We start from the raw sequence: 25,402 nt of genomic DNA, 5'->3' as shown, positions 1-25,402 counted from the left end.
CCCCAGCTGCGCCGGCCCCACCCCCGCCCGCCTGGCCAGGGCGACCGCCGCCAGGGTCGAGTGCACGCCCAGCTTCCCCAGCACGTTCTGCATATGCGTACGGACGGTGTGCGGGGACAGGAAGAGGCGCTCGGCGACGGCCTTGCGCCCCAGGCCCGCCACCATGCAGCGCAGCACCTCCCGCTCGCGCGGGGTCAGCGACTCCACGAGCCGCTCGCTGTCCGTCCGGTGCTTGCGGGCCGCCGTCAGCTCCCGCAGGACACCCGTGAGCAGCGCGGGCGGCAGATGCGTCTCGTCCCGCAGCACCCCGCGGACCACCGCGAGCAGCCGCTGCAGCGAGCAGTCCTTCGCGACCCAGCCGGAGGCCCCTGCCTGGAGTGCCAGGGCGGCCCGGTGCGGGTCGTCCTTCTCCGCCAGGACTACGGTACGGACCGAGGGCTGGACCCTGCGCACCCCCGCGACCAGGGAGATCCCGTCGACGGCGCCCTCGGCGTCGTCCGGCACCGCGCGGGCCACGGCCCCCGTGGGGCCGGCGCCCAGCTCGGCGTCGACGAGCAGCACGTCGAACCTGCGGCCCTCCGCGGCGCCGCGCTCCAGGCAGCGCAGGGCGGCCGGGCCGCTTCCCGCGGCGGCGACGTCGACATCCGGCTCGGCCGCGAGTGCGGCGGCCAGCGATTCGGCGAAGACGCGGTGGTCGTCCACCACGAGGACACGGATACGTGCCACGGACACCCCCAAGTGTCGAGGAACGGGAAAACCGACGCGGGCACGGCGCCGGAGGCGGGTTCGTCATCCGCGCGGCCGCCGCCGTGCGTTGACTGTTACCCCCGCTTCCGGCGCCGTACCCGACCGGGTCTCGCCCCCTGAACAGCACCGGCCCCCACCGGCGCTGCCCCTCAGAGTAGGGGCGGGGCGTCACGGCGGGGGCCGATTCACGGAACTGTCCGAAGTCGTACGGGAGTACGAGGGGTGTCGGCGGCTCCGTACGGGGCGACACGGCCGCCGTACGAGGGTGTCCGCGGGACGGTCAGAGGCGCCGCGCACCTGCCGAGGGGACGGCCGGGAAGATGCCGGGAGCCGCGTGGCCGGCCTCGGCGAAGGCCTTCTCGACGGCGGCGGCGACCGCGTCCGCCCGGTCGGCGTCGACGAGGACGACGGCGGAGCCGCCGAAGCCGCCGCCGGTCATCCGGGCACCGAGCGCCCCGGCGGCGTTCGCCACCTCCACGACCAGGTCGAGCTCCGGGCAGGAGACCCGCAGATCGTCCCGGAGGGAGGCGTGCCCCTCGGTGAGGACGGGGCCGACGCCCCGGGTGTCCCCGGCGTCGAGCAGCGCGATCGTCCGCTCCACGCGGGCGTTGTCGGTGACGACGTGCCGCACGTAGCGCAGAACCGCCTCGTCGCTCAGCAATGCGAGGGCTTCGGGCAGTTGCGCGACGCTCACGTCGCGCAGGGCCCGGGCGCCGAGCGCCCGCGCACCGGCTTCGCAACCGGCGCGCCGCTCGGCGTACGCGCCGTCGCCGAGCGCGTGCTTCACCCGCGTGTCGACGACGAGCAGCCGCAGCCCCTCCCGGGCCAGGTCGAAGGGGACCTGACGGTACGAGAGGTCCCGGGTGTCCAGATGCAGGGCGTGGCCCTCCTCGGCGCAGGCGGAGGCCATCTGGTCCATCACCCCGCAGGGGACGCCGACGAAGGCGTTCTCGGCGCGCTGGGCGATCCGGGCGAGCTCGGGCCGGGAGATCCCGAGCCCGAACAGGTCGTTCAGGGCGAGCGCGGTGACGACTTCGAGGGCGGCCGAGGAGGAGAGCCCGGCGCCGGTCGGCACGGTCGAGGTGAGGTGGACGTCCGCGCCGGTGACCGGGTGCCCGGCCTCCCGCAGCGCCCAGACGACGCCGGCCGGGTAGGCGGCCCAGCCGCCGCCCGAGAGCGGTTCGAGGGAGTCGACCGCGAGCTGGACGATGCCGCCGTCGATGTCGGCGGAGTGCAGGCGCAGCACCCCGTCGTCGCGGCGGGCGACGGCGGCGACGGTGGTGTGCGGCAGCGCGAGCGGCAGCACGAACCCGTCGTTGAAGTCGGTGTACTCGCCGATGAGGTTGACCCGGCCGGGGGCGGCCCAGACACCGTCGGGAGCGGCGCCGTACAGCGCCTCGAAGTCGGCGGCGACGCTCATGCCCGACCCCCCTCGTGCCGCGCACGCGCGAAGGCCCAGGCGTCGGCGACGACGTCCGCGAGGTCCGGGCGGGACGGCGTCCAGCCGAGCCGCTCCCGGGCGGCATCGGCGGAGGCGACGAGGACGGCGGGGTCGCCGGCCCGGCGCGGGGCGGTGATCTCCGGGATCGGGTGCCCGGTGACCTTCCGTACGGTCTCGACGACCTCGCGGACGGAGAAGCCGTTGCCGTTGCCGAGGTTGCAGATCAGGTGCTCGCCCGCGGTCATCGCGTCGAGCGCCAGGAGGTGGGCCTCGGCGAGGTCGGCGACGTGGATGTAGTCGCGGACGCAGGTGCCGTCGGGGGTCGGGTAGTCGTCGCCGTACACGGAGATCGCCTCGCGGCCGCCCAGGGCGACCTGCAGGACGAGCGGGACGAGGTGCGACTCGGGTTCGTGGCGCTCGCCGAGGGAGCCGTACGCCCCCGCGACGTTGAAGTAGCGCAGCGAGACGGCGGCGAGGCCGTGGGCGGCGCACTCCCCGCCGATCATGTGGTCGACGGCGAGCTTGCTCGCCCCGTAGGGGCTGGTGGGGGAGGTCGGGGCGGTCTCGGTGATCGGGACGGTCTCCGGCTCGCCGTAGGTCGCGGCGGTGGAGGAGAAGACCAGTTTGCGGACGCCGGCGGAGCGCATGGCGGCGAGCAGGGCCATGGTGCCGCCGACGTTGTTCTCCCAGTACTTCTCGGGCTTGGCGACGGACTCGCCGACCTGGGAGAAGGCGGCGAAGTGCAGGACGCCGTCGTAGGAGCCGTCCAGTCGGCGCGCCGCGTCCTGGACGCGGCCCTCGATGAACTCGGCGCCCGCCGGGACGGCCTCGGCGAAGCCGGTGGAGAGGTCGTCGAGGACGGTGACCCGGTGGCCCCGCTCCAGGAGGTGGGCGGCGACGACGCTGCCCACGTATCCGGCCCCGCCGGTCACCAGGTACTTCTTCACTGCCTCGGTCACTTGCCTGCCACCTCTCGGAGTCGCCGGGCCGCCGTCTCCGGCAGCACGTCGTTGCTGAACGCGCTCATGCCGGACTCCGTGCCCGCGAGGTACTTGAGCCTGCCGGACGTCCGACGGACGGTGAAGAGTTCCAGGTGCAGCGCGAACTCCTCGCGGTCCGCACCGGTGAACGGCGCCTGGTGCCAGGCGGAGATGTACGGCGTCGGCGGCTCCCCCGGTCCGAAGATCCGGTCGAAGCGCCTCAAGAGTTCCAGATAGATCTGTGGGAACTCTGTGCGGGCCTCCTCGTCGAGCGCCCGCAGGTCGGGCACCCGGCGGGTCGGGTAGAGGTGGACCTCGTACGGCCAGTGGGCGGCGTACGGCACGAAGGCGATCCAGTGCCCGGTCTCCAGGACGATCCGTTCGGCGTCGGCGCGTTCCCGGGCGATGACGTCGTCGAAGAGGTTTCCGCCGGTGCGGGCCCGGTGCTCGGCCGCGTGCCGCTGCATGAGGGCGGTGCGGGGCGTGGCGAACGGGTAGGCGTAGATCTGCCCGTGCGGGTGGGCGAGGGTGACGCCGATCTCGGCGCCGCGGTTCTCGAAGCAGTACACCTGCTCGACGCCGGGGCGGGCGGCGAGTTCGGCGGTGCGGTCGGTCCATGCGTCGAGCACGAGGGCGGCCCGCTCGGGGGTGAGGTCGGCGAAGGAGGCCTCGTGCTCGGCGGTGAAGCAGACGACCTCGCAGCGGCCCGACTCCCCGGCGAGGGTGGGGAAGCGGTTCTCGAAGACGACGACCTCGTAGTCGGGGGCCGGGATCTCGCTCTGCCGTCCGTCTCCGGACGGGCAGAGCGGGCAGTCGCCGACCGGCGGGTGGTACGTCCGGCCCTGCCGGTGCGAGGCGACGGCGACGGAGTCCCCGAGGAGCGCGTCGTACCGGAGCTCGGTGGCGGAGGTGACGGGGTCGAGCGGCCGGGTGTCGACGGCGGCGCGGACGGCGTCGTCACGGGTGTCGTAGTAGATCAGCTCGCGCCCGTCGGCGAGCGTGGTGACGGTCTTCTTCACGGGGTGCCCCTCCGGCGGTTTCAAACATAACCACGCACAAGGAATCACATTCCAACATCACCGTCAACGGCGAAGCCCGGCCCCTCCCACGAACGAAGGGACCGGGCTTCACCCGAACGTCAGAGGGACGGACCCCGCTGCACCGGCAGCGCGCGGTCGAGCAGCCCCGTACGGGCCGCGAGGGCCGCCGCCTCCAGGCGCGACCCCACTCCCAGCTTCATCAGGACCCGCTGCACATGCGTCCGTGCCGTGCTCGACGCGATCCCCATCCCCTCCGCGATCAGCCGGGTGTCCTCCCCCTCCGCGACCCGGACGAGGACCTCCACCTCCCGCTGCGTCAGGAGCCGCAGCAGCCGCTGACCCTCGTCGTCCGGCTGGACCGAGGGGTGCAGCAGCTCCGCGAAGGCCGACTGGAGCAGCTGCGGCGCCACCGCCGACTCCCCCGCCCGTGCCTTCACCAGGGCGCGCTCGACGCCCTCGATGCGCTCGTCGTGCCGGACGTACCCCGAGGCCCCGGCGGCGAACGCCGCCGCGATCCCGCGCGGCGAGGGCACCGGACCGAGCACCACCACGGCCACCTGCGGCCGCTCGCGCTTGATCCGCACGACCACGTCGAAGGCCCCCGGTTCGGCCGGGGCGGCCGTGCCCAGGAGACAGACCTCCGGCGCCCGGCTCACCACCAGCTCCGCCGCCCCCGCCACCGGCGCGGCCGCCGCGAGCACCCGGTGCCCGCGCAGCTTCAGCGCCGAGGCCAGAGCCTCCGCGAGCAGGCGGTGGTCGTCCACCACCACGAGCCGTACGCCCATCCCGGTCATCCCCCATCCTCCGGGCCGCCGTCCACCGGCCACCCGCTCGACCCCGAATTCCTCACCCACCGGCACCCCGCGCAAACGGCCCGGCGCGTCGGGGTGAACCGACGCGCCGGGCCGCGCGCATCTGACGGACATCCGTGCGATGTCGACGAGTTCAGTGGGTGCTGAACGACACCGCCAGATACTCCTTGTCGGACGGCGACGCCGACGCCCGCGGCTTGGAGAGCATCATGTCGGACATGAACACCCGCCCGTCGCCGTACAGGATCTCCGAGTAGTCCGGGGAGAAGGCCTTCTCGACGTCGTGAGTGATCTTGTCCGCCGGGTTCTCCAGGAGGAGCGTCTCCTTCATCGTGCCGCCGTCGACGGAGACGATCCGGCCGCCCTGGTTGTAGGGCGCTTCCTTGTACGCGATGACGTTGCCGCCGTCCATGCGGAGCGGGATCAGGGTGTACTTGTCACCCGCGTCCGCCTTCTCCGGCGCCGTCTTGCCGGTGACCAGGTCGAACGCGATGAGCTCGTTCGTCTCGTCGCCGAACTCCCCGGTGGAGCCCTCGTGCTCCTCGGTCGGCACGTACAGCCGGCCGTTGCCCACGAGGACCTTCGTGCAGGACTCGACCTTGGTCGAGCGGCAGCGGGCCGCGTACTGGTCGGCGTCCGCCGTGATCTTCGCCTTCAGCTTCCCGGTCTTCTCGTCGAGGGAGAAGAAGTCCGAGATGCCGCTGCCGTCGCCGGCGCTGTCGCCGACGTCCGCCGCGACGACCAGCGGCCTGGTGGAGACCACGGACGCGTACTTGACGCCGGTCGGCATCTTGAACTGCGAGACCGGGGCGCCCGTCATCGGGTCGAGGTTCTGGATCATCACGTACTGGGCGCCGTAGGTGCCGCACTTGCGGACCGCGACGAGACCCTCGCCGCCGCCGTATCCCAGGTCGTAGCAGCCCTGGTCGTTGGCCTGCGGCTTCCAGCGCGGGTTGCCGTTGGCCACGTCGAAGGCGGCGCCGCCGTCGGAGCCGCCGGCCGCGACCGTCTTCCCGCTGAGCGTGACCTCGCCGAACCGGACCTTCTGGTCGCCGGCGGTGCCGCCGGTGACCGAGGTGGACCACAGCAGCTTTCCGGCGTTCAGGTCGACCACGCCGACCTCGGTGCACTGCTGGTAGTAGCGCGGCGCGACCCGCTTCTTGGCCTCGAAGAGGATCGGCAGCTTGTTGTCGGCCGTCAGATGGCGCGAGCTGCCGCAGACCTGACCGGTCAGGGGCAGCGTCCACAGGACGGAGCCCTTGTCGCGGTCGTAGGCGACGATCGAGTTGACGCCCGTCTTCACGTACGCCTTGTCGGTGAGCCAGGAACCCGTGACGTCGGTGACGTCGGGCACCACCGGCTGCTCCACCTTGAACGTCATCTTCGCCCGGGTGTTCGCCGGCGGCTTCTCCTTGCCGCCGCCACCGATGCCCTTGGTGTCGCCGGAACCGCCGTCGCCGGTGGTGCCCTGCGAGGTTCCGGCCGTGCCCTTGGCCTCGTCGTCCTTGCCTCCGCCGTCACCGGAGTTGGCGTACCAGATGCCGCCGCCGATGATCAGGACGACGGCGACGGCCGCCGCGATGACGATCTGGAGCTGTGCCGACAGCTTCTTGCCACCGCCCGGCCCCGCGGCCGGGACCGCGGCCGTGGCGGGCTGCTGGTACCCGCCGTAGGGCTGCTGGGACGGATAGCCGTACGGGGGCTGGGCCGGCTGCTGGTAGCCGGCGCCGTAGGGCTGCTGCGGCTGCGTGGGCGGCTGCGCAGGGTAGCCGTACGGCTGCTGCGGCGGCGTCGCCGGGGGCTGTCCCCCTGGGCCTTGCGGCCCGGGAGGTGCCCCCTGCGGATAGCCGTAGCCCGGGTCCGGCGCCTGCTGCGGGTATCCGTACCCCGGGTCCGGCTGCGGCGGCGGTGCCTGCTGCGGGTAGCCGTAACCGGGCTCCGGCTGCTGCGGCGGGGGCGGCGTCGGCGCGCCGAAGCCACCCTGCGGGTCAGGGGGTTGGTTCGGCGGGGGCGGGGGTGGCTGCGTCATCGGTCCGTGTACCTCACTTGCTGAAGGCCATCATCGTCTTGACCAGCTTTTCTTCCTTGTCGTTCGACGCGGAGACCCGCCCGCTCGCCACGACGAAGGTGCCGGCGCCGTAGGCGTAGCCCCCGTCGTAGAAGTTGTCCTCGATCTCGGCCGTCGACGCCGGGTGCTGGAGCAGGATCTTCGGCGCGCCGCCGGCGGGGGCGATCGTCGCGACGGCGCCGCCCTTGTCGTACGACGGTTCCACGTAGACGAGGACCTGGCCGGTCTCCATGCGGAGCGGGGTCATGGTCTGCTCACCGGGCGCCTTGGAGCGCCACTTGGCCTTGCCGTTCTTCAGGTCGAAGGCGACGACCTCGTTGGGGGTCCCGTACGAGGTCTCGGTGGCCATGTAGAAGGTGTTCGCGTCGGCCGCGACTCCCGTGCAGCCCTGGAGGTTCTTCCCGAAGATGACGAAGCCGCCGCCGCACGAGGGGGCGAACTTGTCCTTGCCGCCCTGGATCTGCGAGCGGAGCGAACCGTTCGGGTTGAGCGCGAAGATGGTCCACTTCTTCTGCTCGCGCTGGGTGGCGGAGACGACCAGCGGGTCGACCGAGTAGACCCGGTCCACCTCCCAGTCGGTCTCCAGCTTGAAGGTCCACGTGGGCTTGCCCGTGTTCGGGTCGACCTGGCTGACGCCCTGCAACTTCTTGGTGGTGCTGCCCGACGGGCAGTCCACGGCGGCGATCAGCTTGCTGCCGCCGGCGTACGCGAAGGGCTTGCAGCCGGTCGTCGCGCCGGTGAAGAGCTGCTTGCCGTCGGTCAGCGAGAAGCCGTAGGAGCTGCTGGAGCCGGAGACGGTCACCGTGTTGCCGCTGATGGACAGGGTGTTGTCCGAGAAGGCGAACAGACCCTTGGGCTTCGGTACGGCCTTCTTCCAGCCCGCCTTGCCGGTCTTCAGGTCGATCTGCTGGAGCGAGGTGCACTTGGCGCCGTCCTTGGCGCTCTCGGCGTAGGCGAAGACCATGACACCGTTCGCCGAGGGTTCGGCGGGCGCGGCGCACAGCTCGAACGGCACGTCGACGTGCCACTTCCGGGCCCCGTCGCTCAGGTTGTAGCCGGAGACGCCCTTGTACATGGCCTTGACGACGGTGTCGCCGACGATCCACGGACCGAGGACGTCGGAGCCGTTGCGGGGCAGGTCGACGTCGTTCTGGAGCAGCCAGTTGACCTTGGCCTCGCCGGCCTGGCGGCCGGCGTTGAGGTCGTCCTCGCCGCCCTTGGATCCGTCGCCCGAGCCGTCGCCCTTGTCCACCGACTCGGTGGGCTTGGGAGCGTTGGAGGAGGAGCCGGCGGTGGCGGTCGGACCGGCGATCGGGTCCTTCTCGTCGTCCCCGCCGCCGACGACGGCCCAGGTGGTGACGGCGGCCACCAGGACGGCTCCGGCGGCGATGGCGGCGACGAGACCGGTGCGGCCCTTGAGGCCGCCGGAGGACGGCGGGGTGGGCGCGCCCTGGTGCATCGGCTGGGTGGGGTACCCGCCGTAGGGGTTCTGCTGCTGGCCGTACGGGCCCGGCTGCTGCGGCTGGCCGTAGCCGGGCTGCTGGCCCTGCTGCGGGTATCCGTAGGGCTGCTGCGGGGGCTGCTGGCCGTAGGGGCCGGGCTGGCCCTGCTGGCCGTACGGACCCGGCTGACCGGGCTGGCCCTGCTGCGGGTATCCGTACCCGGGCTGCGGCTGCTGGCCGTACGGTCCGGGCGCGGCGGGCGGCGTGGACGGGGGCGCGCTCGGGGGCGCGCCGGGCGGGCCGGCAGGCGGCGGCGGGGTCTGCGGTGCCTGCGGTGGGACGGGCGGCACGGGCGGCGTGCCCTGGTGCGGGCCCTGGTTCGGATCCTGGGGAGCTCCGAAGCCCCCCGGCGGCTGGTTGCTGGGCGGCTGGGTCATCAGCAGTTCCCCCTTGACGTGAGCGGGTTTTCTTTCTACCACTCACGCGCCGGCGCAAAAGCGACCGGTCCGCCCCTTGTACCCAAGGGAGGACCGGCCTGTGATGCCCTCGTTATGCGTCCTCGGCCAGTTCGAGCCAGCGCATCTCCAATTCCTCGCGTTCACCCGCGAGTTCCCGCAGCTCCGCGTCGAGCTTCGCGACCTTCTCGAAATCGGTCGCGTTGTCGGCGATCTGCGCGTGCAGCTTGGCCTCCTTCTGGGAGACCTTGTCGAGCTGTCGCTCGACCTTCTGCAGCTCCTTCTTGGCGGCGCGGCTGTCGGCGGCGGAGACGCCCGGCTTCGCCTGCGCGGGCGCGGCGGCGGGCGTCGGGACGGCCGCCTCGATCATCTTCCGGCGCCGCTCCAGGTACTCGTCGATGCCGCGGGGCAGCATCCGGAGCGTCTGGTCGCCGAGCAGCGCGAGCGTCCGGTCGGTGGTGCGCTCGATGAAGAACCGGTCGTGGGAGATGACGACCATGGAGCCCGGCCAGCCGTCGAGGAGGTCCTCCAGCTGGGTGAGGGTCTCGATGTCGAGGTCGTTGGTGGGCTCGTCGAGGAAGAGGACGTTCGGCTCGTCCATCAGCAGGCGGAGCAGCTGGAGGCGGCGGCGCTCACCGCCGGAGAGGTCGCCGACGGGCGTCCACTGCTTCTCCTTGGAGAAGCCGAACTGCTCGCAGAGCTGCCCGGCGGTCATCTCGCGGCCCTTGCCGAGGTCGACCCGGTCGCGGATCTGCTGGACGGCCTCCAGGACCCGCAGGGTGCCGGGGAGTTCGGTGACGTCCTGGGAGAGGTAGGCGAGCCGGACGGTCTTGCCGACGGTGACGCTGCCGGCCGCGGGCTGGATCTCGCCCTGGCTGACGGCGGCGTCGGCGAGTGCGCGCAGGAGCGAGGTCTTGCCCGCGCCGTTGACGCCGACGAGGCCGATGCGGTCGCCGGGTCCCAGCTGCCAGGTGAGGTGCTGGAGAAGGGTCTTGGGACCGGCGGTGACGGTCACGTCCTCCAGGTCGAACACGGTCTTGCCGAGCCGGGCGTTGGCGAACTTCATCAGCTCGGACGTGTCGCGCGGCGGCGGCACGTCGGCGATCAGCTCGTTGGCGGCCTCGATGCGGTAGCGGGGCTTGGAGGTACGGGCGGGGGCGCCGCGCCGCAGCCAGGCCAGCTCCTTGCGCATCAGGTTCTGCCGCTTGGACTCCTCCGTGGCGGCGATGCGCTCGCGCTCGGCGCGGGCGAACACGTAGTCGGAGTAGCCGCCCTCGTACTCGTGCACGGCACCGCGCTGCACGTCCCACATGCGGGTGCAGACCTGGTCGAGGAACCAGCGGTCGTGGGTGACGCAGACGAGCGCGGACCGGCGCTCCTGGAGGTGCTTGGCCAGCCAGGAGATGCCCTCGACGTCGAGGTGGTTGGTGGGCTCGTCGAGGACGATCAGGTCCTGGTCCTCGATGAGCAGCTTGGCGAGCGCGATGCGGCGGCGCTCACCGCCGGACAGCGGGCCGATGACGGTGTCGAGGCCGTTCTCGAAGCCGGGCAGGTCGAGGCCGCCGAAGAGCCCGGTGAGCACGTCGCGGATCTTGGCGCTGCCGGCCCACTCGTGGTCGGCCATGACACCGATGACCTCGTGCCGGACGGTGGCCTTCGGGTCGAGCGAGTCGTGCTGGGTGAGGACGCCGAGGCGCAGCCCGCCGCTGTGGGTGACGCGGCCGGTGTCGGCCTCCTCCAGCTTGGCCAGCATCCGGATGAGGGTGGTCTTGCCGTCGCCGTTGCGGCCGACGACTCCGATCCGGTCCCCTTCGGAGACGCCGAGCGAGACGCCGTCGAGCAGCGCACGGGTGCCGTACACCTTGCTGACGGCCTCGACATTGACCAGATTGACGGCCACTTTGACTCCTGTACGGGGGATCGATCGATCTCCCAGAGTACGTTGCCGCGTACCCGCGCCCCGACGGGTAATACCCCGAGGCCGAGCACGGGCCGGTCACGGACGCGGAGATCCGGACACGACGCGAGCAGCCGCGCCGGGCCCGCGAGCAGCAGGGCGGCCCGGAGACGAGCAAGGCGGCCGGGGCGAGTGGGGCGTGACGCGCATCGAGGCCGCCCCGGGCGGCACGCTGGTCCTCGACAGCGAGAGCCTGGCCAGAGCCGTCCTGCGTGACCGTGAGGTGACCACCTGGCTCGCTCTGGCCCGCGCGGACGACCTGCGCGTCGTGACGAGCGCCGCCGCTCTGGTGGAGGTGACGCACCCACGCGTCAATCGCGCGGCCCTGGAACGGACCCTCTCCCGCCTCGTCGTCGAGCCCGTGACAGAGGCCGTCGCACGTCGCGCGGCTGCGCTCCTCGCCGAGAACGGGCTGCACGGCCACAAGTACGCCAGCGCCGCGATGGTCGCCGCGACGGCCCTCGCGGCACCGGGCCCTGTCACGGTGCTCACCTCGGACCCGGACGACCTCGTCGTCCTCTGCGGAGGCCGGGCGGCCGTCATCGAGGTCTGACTCGTCTCCCCGCAGGGCACCCGAACCAGCCGTTGTCCGACACCTCCGCCCGGCACGTCTCGCGTTCCGTTGTCGCTGCCAACCGGCCCCATGCCGTCGGCCACGCGGGCGACCCCGCGGCCACGGCTGCCGGACCCCGCGACCGACGACCCGTCATGTTCTCCTCGGGCCACCGCCCCCAAGCCCCTCGAAGGAGAGACCCATGACGAGACACCCACGCCTCGCCGCCGTCGCCACCGCCACCGCCGCCCTCGCCGTGATCGCGGCCGGACCCGCGTCGGGCGGCGATCCGACCGTGACCGACCCCCGGATCGTCGCCCACTTCGACTTCGCCGCGGGGCAGAACGCGGAGAACATCGCCCTCGAACCCGACGGCTCCGCCGACATCACCTTCGCCTTCGCCCACCAGGTCGCCCGCGTCACCAAGGAGGGCGGGACGACGATCCTCGCCACCCTGCCCGAGGTACCGGACGCGCAGACGCCCGTCGGCGGGGCCGTCGCCCTGGGCATCGCCCGCGCCCACGACGGCACCCTGTACGTCACCTACGTGACCGGCACGGAGGAGACCGGCATCTGGCGCATCGCGCCCGGCGGCGAGCCGGAGCAGATCGGGTTCTTCCCGACGGACGCCTTCCCCAACGGGCTCGCCCTCGACGAGAAGTGCGGCACCCTCTACACCGCCGACACGCGGCTCGGCAGGGTGTGGAGCCTCCCCGTCACCGGCGGCACACCCACGGCCTGGGCCACCGGGGCCGCGCTCGAACCCACCGCGCAGATCCCCTTCGGCGCCAACGGCCTCAAGATCCACCACGGTGCCGTCTGGGTGTCCAACACCGCACGTGAGACCCTGCTGCGCATCCCGATCGGTCCCGGTCCCGACCACGCCGCCGGCCCGATCGAGACCCGGGCGACCGGCCTCACGTCCATCGACGACTTCGCCTTCACCGGACACGGCGACACGGTCCTCGCCGCGCTGAACCAGGTCGACGAGCTGGAGCTCGTCCGGCCCGACGGCACCCACAAGACCGTGCTCACCCGCGCGGACGGCCTCGACAACCCGACCTCCGTGGCGGTGCGCGCGAAGACCGTCTACGTGAACAGCGCGGCCTTCTTCAACACGGTGGACCCGGACCCGAACCTGCTCCTGGCCCGGATCTCCAAGAACAAGCTCTGACGGTTTCCGCCCAGCCTCAGGGCACCCCCTAGAGAACCGTGGCGCCCGGCGCCGGCGAGGTCGCCACCCGCGCCGTGCGGCAGGTGCCCGAGGCGATGAGGGCGGCGGCGACCGTCTCCGCGGACTCCGCGTCCTTCACCAGGAAGGCGGTCGTCGGGCCCGAGCCCGAGACCAGGGCCGCCAGCGCGCCCGCCTCCGTGCCCGCCGTCAGCGTCTCGGCGAGCGACGGCCGCAGGGAGACCGCCGCCGCCTGGAGGTCGTTGGCGAGGGCGGCCGCGAGCGCGGTCGTGTCGCCGGTGCGCAGAGCGTCCAGGAGGACCGGGGAGGCGGCCGGCTCGGGGACCTCGACGCCCTCGGTGAGCCGGTCGAACTCGCCGAACACCACCGGGGTCGAAAGACCGCCGTCGGCGACGGCGAACACCCAGTGGAAGGCGCCGCCGACCGGCAGCTCCGTCAGGTTCTCGCCGCGCCCGGTGCCGAGCGCCGCCCCGCCGACCAGGCTGAACGGCACGTCGCTGCCGAGCTCGGCGCAGATCTCCAGGAGTTCCTCGCGGGAGGAGCCCAGACCCCACAGCGCGTCGCAGGCGAGCAGGGCGCCCGCGCCGTCCGCGCTGCCGCCGGCCATGCCGCCGGCGACCGGGATGTCCTTGGCGATGTGCAGGTGCACGTCCGGGGCGATGCCGTGCCGGGCGGCGAGCAGCTCGGCGGCGCGCGCGGCCAGGTTGGTGCGGTCCAGCGGCACCTTGTCGGCGTCCCGGCCCTCGCAGGTGACGGTCAGCCCGTCGGACGGGGTCGCGGTGACCTCGTCGTGGAGGGAGACCGCGAGGAAGACGCTGGCCAGGTCGTGGAAGCCGTCGGGGCGGGCCGCGCCCACCGCGAGCTGGACGTTGACCTTGGCGGGGACCCGGACGGTGACGCTTCCCATGGCGGTCATGCCTTCGCCTCCGCGATCCGTGCGAACTCCTCCACGGTCAGTCCCTCGCCGCGCGCCTGCGGCGAGATCCCGGCCTTCACCAGGGCCTCCTCCGCCGCCGCGGGCGAGCCGGCCCACGTCGCGAGGGCCGCGCGCAGGGTCTTGCGGCGCTGGGCGAAGGCCGCGTCGACGACCGCGAAGACCTCCTGCCGGGTGGCGGTGGTCGCGAGCGGCTCGGTGCGGCGGACGAGGGAGACGAGGCCGGAGTCGACGTTCGGCGCGGGCCAGAAGACGTTGCGGCCGATGGACCCGGCGCGCTTGACCTCCGCGTACCAGTTGGCCTTGACCGACGGCACGCCGTACACCTTGTTGCCCGGCTTGGCGGCGAGCCGGTCGGCGACCTCGGCCTGGACCATGACGAGCGTCCGCTCGATGCTCGGGAACCGCTCCAGCATGTGGAGCAGGACGGGCACGGCGACGTTGTACGGCAGGTTCGCGACGAGCGCGGTCGGCGCCGGGCCCGGCAGTTCCTGGACCTGCATGGCGTCGGAGTGCACGAGCGCGAAGCGGTCGGCGCGGGCGGGCATGCGGGCGGCGATCGTGGCGGGCAGCGCGGCGGCGAGCACATCGTCGATCTCGACGGCCGTCACCCGGTCCGCGGCCTCCAGGAGGGCCAGGGTGAGGGAGCCGAGTCCGGGCCCCACCTCCACGACCACGTCCTCGGGCCGTACCCCGGCCGTGCGGACGATCCGCCGGACGGTGTTGGCGTCGATGACGAAGTTCTGGCCCTTCTGCTTCGTGGGGCGTACGCCGAGGGCGGCCGCCAGCTCACGGATGTCGGCGGGGCCGAGGAGGGCGTCGGGGCTTTCGGGGCCGGTGGTGGTGCTCACCGGTACAGCCTACGGGGCACCCGCGGGGCCGACCGACGACTCACCCCGCCCCACCCCGTCTCACCCGAGCAGCCGCCGTCCGCAGTGGGGCCACGGACTCGCCCCCCGCTGCACGTACAGCTTCTTCGCACGGAACGTCTGCTCGGCGGCGGGCGCGTTCTGGGCGACTCCGCTGCCGCCGAGGGAGCGCCAGGTGCCGGGGTCGAACTGGTAGAGCCCGCCGTACGTCCCCGAGGGGTCGACGGCGTTCGGGCGGCCGCCGGACTCGCAGGCGGCGAGCGCTCCCCAGTCGAGGCCGTCGGCGCCCGCGACGGAGGTCGGCATGGGCCTGGTGCCGACCCGGACCCGCCGGCTGACGGGTTCGCGGACGATCTCCTCGCCGATCCGGCGGGGCTTCTGTCTGACGCCGTTGACCGTCCGCATGCTGTACGTGACACGGCGGACGCCCGCCGCGCCCTGCCGGTCGACGACCTCCGTGCCGACGAAGAGCTCGGGGTCACGGGCCCGCTCGACGGCGTACGGCACGGCCTCCTCACGCGTCACCTTCGAGCCGGTGATCCGCAGCACGGTGACCGTCTGGCCGTCGCGCGGGAAGGACTCGGGGACGACGGAGACGGCGTCCTGCGCGGAGAGGGTGATCCCGGCCTCGGCGAGGGCCTCGCGGACGGTGGCGGCGTTCGTCCGGACGGTCCGCTCGCGCCCGTCGGCGAGGAAGGTGACCGTCCGCTCGGTCCGTACGTCGAGGGCGAGCCCGTCGCGGGAGATGGGGGCGCCGCGGGAGACCGAGAGATACGCGCCCTCCGCGCGGACCCCGAGCTGGCGCAGCGCGCCCTCGACGGTCCGGGCGGTCGTCCAGACCTGGCGGCGCTGCCCGTCGAGGGTGAGGGCGACGGGGCGGCCGTACCGGACGACGATCTCGTCGCCGCCGGCCAGGGCCTCGGCGGGGGCGGGCGCGACGATGTCGTGGGCGCCGACGGCCAGTCCCTCGTCGGCGAGCAGTTCCCCGACGTCGTCGGCGAAGGTGTGGAGGGTGCGCGGGACGCCGTCGACGGAGAGCCGGACGGCCTTGTCGTCGGCGACGAAGGCGCTGGTGCCGCCGGCGAGGAAGGCGACGACGAGCGCCTGCGGGACGAGCCGCCGCAGCCCGTCCCCGGTGCCCCCCGAGGCCTTGCGGCGCCGGGCGGCCCGCCGGGAACCGGCCCGGGAGCCCTGCCCGGGGACGAGGCCCGGCGCGGCACCCGGGGCGGGGACGACGAGCGGCGCGGCCTGGGTCGGCTGGTCGTGCACGGGCAGGGGCGTGGCCCGCCGTCCGGCGCGGTGACTGCCCTGGGAAGTGCTCACGAGGCCGGGACCCTACCCGGGCGCCCCTCACGCGGCGCTTCCATCCGGCTACGACACGTAACCGTTACGGATCAGTAATCAAAGGCGCGGGCCGTGTTCACCGCGATCGCCTCGGCCATCTCGTTCTCGCCGATGCCGCGCACCTCCGCCATCGCCCGGAGGGTGACCGGGATCAGGTACGGGGCGTTCGGGCGGCCGCGGTAGGGCGCCGGGGTGAGGAACGGGGCGTCGGTCTCGACGAGGACGAGTTCCAGCGGGGCGACGGCGAGCGCGTCGCGCAGGTGCTGGGCGTTCTTGAAGGTGACGTTGCCGGCGAAGGACATGTAGTAGCCCTTGGCGGCGCAGATCTCCGCCATGGCGGCGTCGCCGGAGTAGCAGTGGAAGACGGTCCGCTCGGGGGCGCCCTCCTCGTCCAGGACGCGCAGCACGTCGGCGTGGGCCTCGCGGTCGTGGATGACGAGCGCCTTGCCGTGCCGCTTGGCGATCTCGATGTGGGCGCGGAAGGAACGCTCCTGCGCGGCGATGCCCTCGGGGCCCGTACGGAAGAAGTCGAGGCCGGTCTCACCGACGCCGCGGACGTACGGGAGGGCGGCGAGCCGGTCGATCTCGGAGAGCGCGTCGTCGAGGGCGGAGTCGCCGCCGCCCTCGCGGGCCCCCTGCCGGGACCCCCCGGGGTCTCCCAGGACGATCCGGGGCGCCTCGTTGGGGTGCAGGGCGACGGCCGCGTGCACGTGCTCGTGGGCGGCGGCGGTCTCCGCGGCCCACTGGGAGCCCTTCACGTCGCAGCCGACCTGGACGACCGTGGTCACCCCGACGGCGGCGGCCTTGACCAGCGCCTCCTCGACGGTCCCGGACTGGAGGTCCAGGTGGGTGTGCGAGTCCGCGACCTCCACGAGGAGGGGTTCGGGCAGCGGCGGCGGGGCGTCCTTGGCACTCATGCCCCCGATCGTACGAGGGTCATGAGTGCCGGCGCGCACGGATATGCCGGGCCCGGGGCGGGCCGCCGGCCCCCGGGCCCGGGCCGTTCCCGGGCTACTGGCGGCGCTTGAAGGGGTGCAGCAGGTCGGACAGGTGCCAGTGGTGCGGCACCGGGGGCTGCTCGGGGCCGTCCTCGGTCAGCTCCTGACCGATGGGACCGGCCAACGAGACGGGCTTGGTGGCCCGCGCCCCCTGCTGGTGCTTCTCGGTCGCGGCGATCAGATCGAGCACCGACGACACCTGCCCCGCGCGCATGATCCGGACGACGTGACCGCCGCAGTTCATGCAGGTGGGGCTGGACAGCGGGGACGGGACCCGCTCCCCGCCCGCCTTGTAGACGACGAATTCGCGGCCGGCGGCGTCGACGTGGTGCTCGATGTCGTACGCCTGCTCCCAGCCGTACCCACAGCGCATGCAGGCGAAGGCGTACGCCTCATGGGCGACGGATATGCCGGTGCCGGTGATCTCGGTCATTCCAGCTCCTCTCCACTGATCCAGTGGACGCCTTTTCGGGCCGGAGCGCATCAGCGCGGGTCGAACCATGGAAGGCATTTGGCACTTCCCTTGCCAAGAGCCCTGTCACGGGTTCCCGCGCCGGGTTCGGCTTTGCCTTTCAGGTTAGTCCTTTACCGTTTCCGGGGCCCGGCGCAGCCGCATTCTTTGCCGCCACGACGGCATCGAACACCTCGCGCTTGGGCAGCCCCGCGTCGGCGGCGACCGCGGCGATCGCCTCCTTGCGCCGCTCGCCCGCCTCCTCGCGCACCCGCACCCTGCGCACCAGCTCCTCGGCGTCGAGTTCGGCCGGTCCCGTCTCGGGGGCGCCCTCGACGACGACGGTGATCTCGCCCCGTACGCCCTCGGCCGCCCAGGCCGCGAGCTCGGCCAGCGGCCCGCGCTTGACCTCCTCGTACGTCTTGGTCAGCTCGCGGCAGACGGCGGCACGGCGCTCGGCGCCGAAGACCTCGGCCATCGCCGCGAGGGTGTCGTCGAGCCGGTGCGGGGCCTCGAAGTAGACGAGGGTGCGGCGCTCGTCGGCGACCTCACGGAGCCTGCCGAGGCGCTCGCCCGCCTTCCTGGGCAGGAAGCCCTCGAAGCAGAAGCGGTCCACGGGCAGGCCCGAGAGGGCGAGCGCGGTGAGCACGGCGGACGGGCCGGGGACGGCGGTCACCTTGATGTCCTGCTCGACGGCGGCGGCGACGAGCCGGTAGCCGGGGTCCGACACGGACGGCATGCCCGCGTCGGTGACGAGCAGCACACGCGCGCCGCCGACCAGGGCCTCGACCAGCTCCGGCGTACGGGCGGACTCGTTGCCCTCGAAGTAGGAGACGACACGGCCCGTGGTGTGGATGCCCAGGGCACGGGTCAGTCCGCGCAGCCTCCGGGTGTCCTCGGCGGCCACGATGTCCGCGTTCTCCAGTTCGGTGGCGAGTCGGGGCGGAGCGTCCGCGATGTCACCGATGGGGGTCCCTGCGAGTACCAGCGTTCCTGTCACACGTCCCATCCTCCCAGCCCGGAGAGGCGACGCGCACAGGCGCGTTCCCTACGATGGCGCGGTGACCAGTACCGCACCCGAGGCCCTGGAGGGCCAGCACCCCATGGCAGAGCCCGTGGCAGAGCCCTCTTCGTGGCAAAAGCGGCTTCGGCGTTTCGGCTATGTGCCGCCCGCCGGAAGCGCCGCCCCCATCGGGCTGCGGGAGCGGCTCGTGCCCTCGTACGTCCGCCCGTCCAAGCGCGTGATGTCGCTGCTCGGCATCGGTCCCGACCGGTCCGAGCGGCTGTGGCGGCTGATGGCCTGGGGCGGTCCGCTCCTGGTCACGGCGGTCGCGGGGCTGCTGAGGTTCTGGAACCTGGGCAAGCCGAACGCGGTGATATTCGACGAGACGTATTACGCCAAGGACTCCTGGGCCCTGATCAACCAGGGGTACGAGGGGGCGTGGCCGAAGGACATCGACAAGACGGTCCTCAGCGACCCCGGCGCGGTCCTCGTGCCGACCGACCCCGGCTATGTCGTCCATCCTCCGATGGGCAAGTGGGTCATCGGCGTCGGCGAGAAGCTGATCGGCTTCGAGCCGTTCGGCTGGCGCTTCATGGTGGCGCTGCTCGGCACCCTGTCGGTCCTGATGCTGTGCCGGATCGGCCGGCGTCTCTTCCGCTCCACGTTCCTGGGCTGTCTGGCGGGTCTGCTGCTCGCCGTCGACGGTCTGCACTTCGTGATGAGCCGGACGGCGCTCCTCGACCAGGTGCTGATGTTCTTCGTCCTGGCGGCCTTCGGCTGTCTGGTCCTGGACCGCGACCGGACCCGGAAGCGGCTCGCGGGCGCGCTCCCGGAGGACGAGGAGGGCGTGCTGCGGCCGGACGCGGAGATCGCGGAGTCGCTGCGCCTGGGGTGGCGGCCGTGGCGGATCGCGGCCGGTGTGATGCTGGGCCTCGCGGCGGCGACCAAGTGGAACGGCCTGTACGTCATGGTGGGCTTCGGCCTGATGACGGTGCTGTGGGACGTCGGCGGCCGCCGTACGGCCGGCGCGGTCCGCCCGTACCTCGCGGTGATCAAGAAGGACCTGGTCCCGGCGTTCGTGTCCGTCGTCCCGGTCGCGATCGCCACGTACCTGGTGACGTGGACCGGCTGGATCGTCAGCGACAAGGGCTACTTCCGGAGCTGGGCCGCCGACCAGGACAAGCTGGACGGCGGCGGGACCTGGGGCTGGCTGCCGCAGTGGCTGCGCAGCCTCTGGCACTACGAGTCCGAGGTCTACAGCTTCCACGTGGGCCTCACCTCGCCCCACACCTACGAGTCGAACCCGTGGTCGTGGATCGTCCTCGGCCGTCCGGTCTCGTACTTCTACGAGTCGCCCGCGCCCGGCACCGGCGGCTGCCCGGCCTCCGCGAAGGAGAAGTGCGCGGCGGAGGTCCTGGCCCTCGGCACCCCGCTGCTGTGGTGGGCCGCCTGCTTCGCGATCCTGTACATCCTGTGGCGCTGGGCCTTCCGCCGCGACTGGCGCGCGGGCGCGATCGCCTGCGGCATCGCGGCCGGCTGGGTCCCCTGGTTCCTCTACCAGGAACGCACCATCTTCCTCTTCTACGCGGTGGTCTTCATTCCGTTCCTGTGTCTGGCGGTGGCGATGATGCTGGGCGCGATCGTCGGCCCCGCGGGTTCCTCGGAAAGGCGCCGCACATTCGGCGCGGTGGCGGCGGGCTGCGTCGTTCTTCTCATCGTCTGGAATTTCATCTATTTCTGGCCGATCTACACGGGCACCCCGATTCCGCTGGACCAATGGCGGAACCGGATGTGGCTCGACACCTGGGTGTGAGATCGGAATGTGACCTCCCTTCGTGACGGAGAAGCCGGAAGTTGCTCGACACACGCATGGGGCGCTGCTTGACTCGTGGGTTCACACGGGGAGGGGAGCGCAGCCATGCGCAGTGGAGCCAAGGTCGCGATGGTCGGGGGCGTGTTCGCCGTCGTGGCGGGCGGGGTCGGGTACGGGGGTTACAACCTCTGGAACGGCGTGACGGGCGGTGCGAAGTCGCCGCAGTCCAACTCGGCCGCCGCGCCGAGGACGGGGCCCGTCACGGACGAGGAAGTCACCACCGTCGCGCGGGACTTCCTCGCCGCCTGGGCCGCCGGGGAGCCTGAGAAGGCCGGGCAGCTGACGAACGACCCGGTGACGGCCGGGCCCGCCGTGGCGGCCTACCGGGAGGGTGCGAAGGTCTCGGAGGCGGTGATCACGCCGGGGACGGCGGTCGGGACGACGGTGCCGTTCACCGTGAAGGCGACGATCTCGTACGAGGGCGTCACCAAGGACCTGTCGTACGCCTCCGAACTGACCGTGGTGCGCGGGCAGACCACCGGCCGGGCGCTGGTGAAGTGGCAGCCGACCGTGCTCCACCCGAAGCTCACCGCGGCCGGCACCCTGCGCACGGGCGCCGCGAAGAGCGCCGCCGTCAAGGCCGTCGACCGCAACAACGTCGAGCTGACCGCGGAGAAGTACCCGTCGCTCGGACCGGTCCTGAACGAACTGCGCGAGCGGTACGGCTCCAAGGTCGGAGGCTCCCCCGGCGTCGAGACCTGGATCGACTCGGGCAGCGACACCGTCGCCGACACCCCGCTCCTCGTCCTGCGGAAGGGGAAGGCGGGCACCCTGAAGACCACCATCGACGCGGGTGTGCAGGCGGCGGCGGAGAAGGCCGTCAAGGCCTACGGCCAGGCTTCGGTGGCGGCGATCGAGCCGTCGACGGGCGCGATACGGGCGGTCGCCAACAACCCGGTGACCGAGTTCAACACGGCCTTCAGCGGCGCGCAGGCCCCCGGCTCGACGATGAAGATCGTCACGGCGGCGATGATGATGCAGAACGGTCTGGCGACGCCCACCACCAAGGTCGAGTGTCCTCCCGACGTCATATCGAGGAGTCAGAGCTTCCAGAACCTCGACAGGTTCAGCATCAAGGACGGCACCCTCACCGAGGCGTTCCGCCGCTCCTGCAACACCGCCTTCATCAAGGCGATCACCCGCCTCAGCGACAAGAACATCGCGGACACCGCCCTCGGCGACACGGCCCGCGACTCCTTCGGGATCGGCCAGGTCTGGCAGGTGGGTGTCCCGGCGGCGGACGGCAGCGTCCCCGAGTCCGCCGGGAGCGACACGCCCGCCTCCTACATCGGCCAGGGCAAGATCACGATGAGTGCCCTGAACGTCGCCTCGCTCTCCGCGACCGTGAAGAACGGCGGCTTCCTCCAGCCGTACCTGGTGGCGAGGGACCTCGACGACCGGGAGTTCGCCAAGGCCGACCGGCTCTCCCCCGACGTCGCCGCGGGGCTGCGCCTGATGATGAAGGCGACGGCGACGGCGACGGACGGCACCGCGACGGAGGCGATGGCGGGGGTCCCCGGCCCCAAGGGCGCCAAGACCGGCTCCGCCGAGATCGACGGCCACGCCGTGTCCAACAGCTGGTTCACCGGCTACTCGGGCGACCTCGCGGCGGCGGCGGTCGTCCAGTCGGGCGGGCACGGCGGCGACGCGGCGGGCCCGGTGGTGGCGCGGGTGCTGAAGGCGGGCTGACCGCCCGCCCCGGGAACCCGGTCGCATGGCCCGTACAACCACCGCTGGCGTGCGGGCCGTGACCGCTGACGACACCGGATCCCTCGCCCACCCCCAGTTCGCCGCCGTCACGCACTCGGGGTGAGGCGTCGTGCGGGGGCGTCAGCCACCGACGACGGCGCCCACGCCCGCACCCGCGCCGGCGGCCGGACCGTCCCAGGACGCGCGGAAGAAGTCCGTACGGACGCGGCGGAAGCCGGTGTGGCCGGTGGCCTGGGCGTGGGACAGGCACCAGACGGCGGGCCCCCGTCCGTCGTCCGCCGCGCCGGAGCCGTCGAGGCAGGTGGTGCACTCGGCCTCGGTGACGGTCCCGCTGCCCGTCCGGTCGGGCCGTAACGCCCAGAGCCGGGGCCGCCGGGCGGTCCGGTGGTACGCCCCCGCCGGGCTCACCTCGACCCGCCCGCGGCTGCCGGGGCCGGTCGTGCCCGTACGGCCGGGCGGTGCCCCGGCGGGGGCGGTAACAGCCGGCGGACCCGGCCGGCACGGCGGACGCCAGGGTTGCTCACGTCGACGCTCCTTCGAAGCGGTGGCCACTCCCCGGCCGTTCGCGCGGTCGCGGGGGTCTTGCTGTTTCTCGCACGGACCAGCAAGATCAACTCACCGTTACGGTCGACATACGGCACGTGATCGCCGTCACAGCATGCCCACGCGCACCGGAAGAATGCAAGGTTTGCGAACTCCCCCTTGGCGTTGCACGAGTTGAGGACCGGCGCGGTGACCGCGCACACTCCCGGACACCCGCCCGGCAGAGAAGGGACCGCATCATGCCGGCCAAGCGACCGCCCCCACCGACCGTCCGACTCCGGCGTCTCGCGGCGGAGTTGAGGAAGCTTCGCGCCGAGGCCGGACTCACGCGCGAGGACGTCACGCAGCGGACCGGGATCAACGAGGCGACGCTCTACCGCATCGAGAGATCCCGGTCACGACCCCAAAAGCGCACACTGGTCAGCCTGTTGGACATCTACCGGGCCGACGAGCCGCACCGCACCGACCTGTTGGCACTGCGGAGCGGGGCGAACGAACAGGGCCGGCTGCGGCCGTACCACTCGGAACTTCCCGAGGAGTACGCCGCGTACATCGGCTTCGAGGCCGAGGCCCGGACGGTCCGCAACTACGAGTCGCTGTTCGTTCCCGGGCTCGCCCAGACGGAGCAGTACGCCACCGAGGTCGTCCGGGGCGTCCTTCCGGCGGCCAGCCCGAAGGAGGTCGCACAGCGCGTCCAGGCGCGCATGGAGCGCCAGGCCGTCCTCACCGGGGAACAGCCACTGCGGCTCCGGGCGATCGTGGACGAGGCGGCCCTGCGGCGCTCGGTCGGCGGCCGCGAGGTCATGCGCGGCCAGGCGCGGCACCTGCTCGGGCTGATGGCGGAGCCGCACGTCACGTTCCAGGTGATCCCGTTCGAGAGGGGCGCGCACGCCGGCATGACGGGCAGCTTCGTCCACATGGACTTCCCCCACGCGGACGATCCCGGGCTGGTCTACCTGGACACGCCGGCCGGTGACCTGTTCCTCGAGTCGGAGACGGAGATCCGGCGCTACGAGTCGATGTTCGAGCACCTCCGGGCGGTGGCCCTCGGGCCGGACGACAGCGCCGGGCTGCTGGCCGGGATCGCGGAAGAGTAGGGCCGAGAGAGCAACCGGGCGGCTGGAGCCCGGACGGGAGGCGGCAACGGCGCCCCGCCGTGAGGCGGAAGCGTTCCGTCGACGTCCGGAATGAGCAGCGGGGTGTCCTGCGCCGTACGGGTGATCGCCGCATCGCAGCGACAGGGATCCCGCTCCCCCTCACTCCCCCAGCACCTCCGCGAAGTGGGTGTTCACCGCCAGCAGGCCGCCGTCCACGCGAAGGACCGTGCCCGTGATCCAGGACGCGTCCGCCGAGGCCAGGAAGGCGACCGCCGCCGCCACGTCCTCCGGGGTGCCCACCCGCGACAGCGGGTAGACCCGGTCGGCCAGGGTCCTCAGGTCGCGGTCCCGGCCCGACCACGCCGGCGTCGCGATCGTCCCCGGGTTGATCTGGTTCACCCGCACCCCGCGTCCCGCCGCGTCGCCCGCGAGCGTGCGGGTCAGCGACGCCAGGCCCGCCTTCGCCGCGCTGTAGGCGTGGTTGCCGAAGTCCGCCTCGGCGTTGACCGAGCCGATGTTCACGATCGCCCCGCGCCCGCCGGCCGCCGCCAGGTGCGGCAGCGCCGCCCGGGAGCAGCGGACCGCCCCCATGAAGGTGACGTCGTGCTGGACGGTGAACACCGCGTCCGGCTCGTCCTCGAACCGCTCGCGGTCGGGCACCACGGGTCCGAAGGCGTTGTTGACGAGGACGTCCAGGCGCCCGAAGGTCTCCACCGCGCAGGCCGTCGCCTCGTCCACCGACGACTGGTCGCCCACGTCGCAGTGCCGGTACTCCGCGCCCGGGATCCCCGCCGCCGTCTTCCGCGCCGCCGCCTCGTCCACATCGGTGACCAGGACCCTCGCGCCCTCCGCCGCGAGCCGTCGTGCCGTCGCCGCGCCGATGCCGCGCGCCGCGCCCGTGATCAGTACCGCATATCCGCCGAAGCGTTCCCTGAGGTCCATGCGTCCGATCTCAGCATCCGGCTCCGGGCCACGCCAGCCCCCCGTAACATCCCGTTCATCAATTACCCCCGCCCATATGCGCGAAGAAAGCACAGCCAGGCAATTCGGCCAGAGCCGAAAGACTTTGACACACCCCTGGCACGAATACCACGATCTACTTCGCCGACGACCACGCATTCATCAGGGGGAAAACCATGTCCACGTATACGTCAGGTGTCGAGGAAATCGCGGAGTCCCTTTCCTCCCGGAGCTACGACCTGATCTCCGGCGAGAAGGTGAAGCAGCTTCTCCTCCAGCGCTCCGAGACCGCCCTCGACGACCTGGAGCCGTTCCGCGACAGCTGGTCGCGGATGCCGCTCGACAGCTACATGGCGGACGGCGGACGCTACCGCCGGCGTCGGCACGCCACCCTGAGCGCGCCCCGCGCGAGCGCCGACTACCGCGTCGAGGCGCACCAGCCGCACTACCAGGGGCTCGACTACAACACCCTCAACGGCGGCGTGGCCCGGCACTACGAGCCGTTCGAGGAGCAGATCCTGCGCGGCCGCACCATGGACAGCCTGCTCACCCTCGGCTGCGACATCTTCGGCCGCCTCGCCCCGTACTCGGGCTGGCACATCGAGGCCCACCAGTTCCGCATCGAGGTCAACGGCGAGGAGGTCGGCCTGCCCACGCCGGAGGGTGTGCACCGCGACGGTGTCACGTTCGTCCTGATGGCGATGGTCGGCCGCTCGAACGCCACCGGCGGCGAGAGCACCGTCTTCAACCTGGACAAGCAGCCGGTCGAGAAGTTCTCCCTGACCGACCCGCTCGACGTGGCCCTCGTCAACGACGAGCGCGTCTACCACGGCGTCTCGCCGATCGAGCAGATCGACCCCGCCGCCCCGGCCTCGCGCGACGTGCTGGTCATCACCTACCGTCACAAGCCCTGATGCCAGGGGCGGGTGGGAG

The 25,402-nt window shown here is 72.5% G+C and carries 22 protein-coding genes; 6 read left to right on the top strand and 16 right to left on the bottom strand.

Annotated features, from left to right (window positions below; all coding sequences use genetic code 11):
• The 8 genes from AOK00_RS18550 to AOK00_RS18515 form a co-directional block, all read right to left on the bottom strand.
• Positions 1 to 726 (bottom strand): response regulator transcription factor (locus tag AOK00_RS18550; protein ID WP_055601420.1); only part of this gene is annotated, 726 nt, incomplete at its 3' end.
• Between the two features lie 301 nt (positions 727 to 1,027).
• Complete coding sequence (galK, locus tag AOK00_RS18545) at positions 1,028 to 2,167, bottom strand: galactokinase (protein ID WP_055601417.1); 1,140 nt, start codon at positions 2,165 to 2,167, stop codon at positions 1,028 to 1,030.
• Complete coding sequence (gene galE, locus AOK00_RS18540) at positions 2,164 to 3,147, bottom strand: UDP-glucose 4-epimerase GalE (RefSeq protein WP_055601416.1); 984 nt, start codon at positions 3,145 to 3,147, stop codon at positions 2,164 to 2,166. Before galE ends, galK begins: the two co-directional genes overlap by 4 nt.
• On the bottom strand, positions 3,144 to 4,187 hold the full coding sequence (gene galT / locus AOK00_RS18535; RefSeq protein WP_055601415.1) for a galactose-1-phosphate uridylyltransferase: 1,044 nt from the start codon (positions 4,185 to 4,187) through the stop codon (positions 3,144 to 3,146). Before galT ends, galE begins: the two co-directional genes overlap by 4 nt.
• Positions 4,188 to 4,306: 119 nt before the next feature.
• Positions 4,307 to 4,993: a response regulator transcription factor gene (locus AOK00_RS18530; RefSeq protein ID WP_055601419.1), complete on the bottom strand. Its 687-nt coding sequence runs from the start codon at positions 4,991 to 4,993 to the stop codon at positions 4,307 to 4,309.
• Positions 4,994 to 5,153: 160 nt separating this feature from the next.
• Positions 5,154 to 7,049, bottom strand: a complete 1,896-nt coding sequence (locus AOK00_RS18525; protein ID WP_055601414.1) for an outer membrane protein assembly factor BamB family protein — start codon at positions 7,047 to 7,049, stop codon at positions 5,154 to 5,156.
• Positions 7,050 to 7,062: 13 nt separating this feature from the next.
• On the bottom strand, positions 7,063 to 8,967 hold the full coding sequence (locus tag AOK00_RS18520; RefSeq protein WP_055601413.1) for an outer membrane protein assembly factor BamB family protein: 1,905 nt from the start codon (positions 8,965 to 8,967) through the stop codon (positions 7,063 to 7,065).
• Positions 8,968 to 9,079: 112 nt separating this feature from the next.
• Complete coding sequence (locus AOK00_RS18515; protein WP_055601412.1) at positions 9,080 to 10,885, bottom strand: ABC-F family ATP-binding cassette domain-containing protein; 1,806 nt, start codon at positions 10,883 to 10,885, stop codon at positions 9,080 to 9,082.
• A 196-nt stretch (positions 10,886 to 11,081) separates the two neighbouring features.
• Here AOK00_RS18515 and AOK00_RS18510 point away from each other — a divergent pair, with 196 nt between their 5' ends.
• Together AOK00_RS18510 and AOK00_RS18505 are read left to right on the top strand one after the other, a co-directional pair.
• Positions 11,082 to 11,495, top strand: coding sequence for a DNA-binding protein (locus AOK00_RS18510; RefSeq protein ID WP_055601411.1), 414 nt, complete (start codon positions 11,082 to 11,084; stop codon positions 11,493 to 11,495).
• 202 nt (positions 11,496 to 11,697) lie between these two features.
• Positions 11,698 to 12,669, top strand: coding sequence for a hypothetical protein (locus AOK00_RS18505; RefSeq protein WP_055601410.1), 972 nt, complete (start codon positions 11,698 to 11,700; stop codon positions 12,667 to 12,669).
• Positions 12,670 to 12,697: 28 nt separating this feature from the next.
• Here AOK00_RS18505 and AOK00_RS18500 read toward each other — a convergent pair whose 3' ends face one another.
• The 6 genes from AOK00_RS18500 to rsmI form a co-directional block, all read right to left on the bottom strand.
• On the bottom strand, positions 12,698 to 13,603 hold the full coding sequence (locus tag AOK00_RS18500; RefSeq protein ID WP_055601409.1) for a 4-(cytidine 5'-diphospho)-2-C-methyl-D-erythritol kinase: 906 nt from the start codon (positions 13,601 to 13,603) through the stop codon (positions 12,698 to 12,700).
• On the bottom strand, positions 13,600 to 14,472 hold the full coding sequence (gene rsmA, locus AOK00_RS18495) for a 16S rRNA (adenine(1518)-N(6)/adenine(1519)-N(6))-dimethyltransferase RsmA (protein WP_055601408.1): 873 nt from the start codon (positions 14,470 to 14,472) through the stop codon (positions 13,600 to 13,602). The genes AOK00_RS18500 and rsmA overlap by 4 nt, the downstream gene beginning before the upstream one ends.
• 60 nt (positions 14,473 to 14,532) lie before the next feature.
• Complete coding sequence (locus AOK00_RS18490; protein ID WP_055601407.1) at positions 14,533 to 15,813, bottom strand: resuscitation-promoting factor; 1,281 nt, start codon at positions 15,811 to 15,813, stop codon at positions 14,533 to 14,535.
• 71 nt (positions 15,814 to 15,884) lie between these two features.
• A complete protein-coding gene (locus tag AOK00_RS18485) occupies positions 15,885 to 16,751 on the bottom strand; it encodes a TatD family hydrolase (RefSeq protein WP_055601406.1) in 867 nt (288 codons plus the stop codon).
• A gap of 94 nt (positions 16,752 to 16,845) precedes the next feature.
• A complete protein-coding gene (locus tag AOK00_RS18480) occupies positions 16,846 to 17,265 on the bottom strand; it encodes a hypothetical protein (protein WP_079042068.1) in 420 nt (139 codons plus the stop codon).
• Positions 17,266 to 17,404: 139 nt separating this feature from the next.
• Positions 17,405 to 18,292 carry a 16S rRNA (cytidine(1402)-2'-O)-methyltransferase gene (rsmI, locus tag AOK00_RS18475; RefSeq protein WP_173861589.1) on the bottom strand — a complete coding sequence of 296 codons (888 nt, stop codon included), beginning with the start codon at positions 18,290 to 18,292 and terminating at the stop codon, positions 17,405 to 17,407.
• A gap of 52 nt (positions 18,293 to 18,344) precedes the next feature.
• On the opposite strand from rsmI, the gene AOK00_RS18470 reads away from it, so the two are divergent.
• Together AOK00_RS18470 and AOK00_RS18465 are read left to right on the top strand one after the other, a co-directional pair.
• Positions 18,345 to 20,099 (top strand): dolichyl-phosphate-mannose--protein mannosyltransferase, encoded by a 1,755-nt coding sequence (locus AOK00_RS18470; protein ID WP_055601404.1) that lies wholly within the window; start codon positions 18,345 to 18,347, stop codon positions 20,097 to 20,099.
• Between the two features lie 105 nt (positions 20,100 to 20,204).
• Entirely contained in the window at positions 20,205 to 21,848 is a 1,644-nt protein-coding gene (locus tag AOK00_RS18465; protein WP_055601403.1) for a penicillin-binding transpeptidase domain-containing protein, read from the top strand.
• A 141-nt stretch (positions 21,849 to 21,989) separates the two neighbouring features.
• On the opposite strand, the gene AOK00_RS18460 is transcribed toward AOK00_RS18465, so the two are convergent.
• On the bottom strand, positions 21,990 to 22,277 hold the full coding sequence (locus tag AOK00_RS18460) for a DUF7848 domain-containing protein (protein ID WP_055601402.1): 288 nt from the start codon (positions 22,275 to 22,277) through the stop codon (positions 21,990 to 21,992).
• Between the two features lie 374 nt (positions 22,278 to 22,651).
• Between AOK00_RS18460 and AOK00_RS18455 the strand changes: the two genes are divergently transcribed.
• Positions 22,652 to 23,509 carry a helix-turn-helix domain-containing protein gene (locus AOK00_RS18455; RefSeq protein WP_055601401.1) on the top strand — a complete coding sequence of 286 codons (858 nt, stop codon included), beginning with the start codon at positions 22,652 to 22,654 and terminating at the stop codon, positions 23,507 to 23,509.
• Between the two features lie 159 nt (positions 23,510 to 23,668).
• Here the strand turns inward: AOK00_RS18455 and AOK00_RS18450 are convergent, their stop codons facing one another.
• Positions 23,669 to 24,451: an SDR family NAD(P)-dependent oxidoreductase gene (locus tag AOK00_RS18450; RefSeq protein WP_055601400.1), complete on the bottom strand. Its 783-nt coding sequence runs from the start codon at positions 24,449 to 24,451 to the stop codon at positions 23,669 to 23,671.
• 194 nt (positions 24,452 to 24,645) lie between these two features.
• Here AOK00_RS18450 and AOK00_RS18445 point away from each other — a divergent pair, with 194 nt between their 5' ends.
• On the top strand, positions 24,646 to 25,383 hold the full coding sequence (locus AOK00_RS18445; protein WP_055601399.1) for a 2OG-Fe dioxygenase family protein: 738 nt from the start codon (positions 24,646 to 24,648) through the stop codon (positions 25,381 to 25,383).
• The last annotated feature ends 19 nt before the right edge of the window (positions 25,384 to 25,402 follow it).

The sequence above is a fragment of the Streptomyces aureus genome, assembly GCF_001418135.1.
Classification (GTDB): domain Bacteria; phylum Actinomycetota; class Actinomycetes; order Streptomycetales; family Streptomycetaceae; genus Streptomyces; species Streptomyces aureus_A.
The sequence above is the reverse complement of the archived record's forward strand: the minus strand, read 5'-3'. Positions and strand labels throughout refer to the sequence as shown.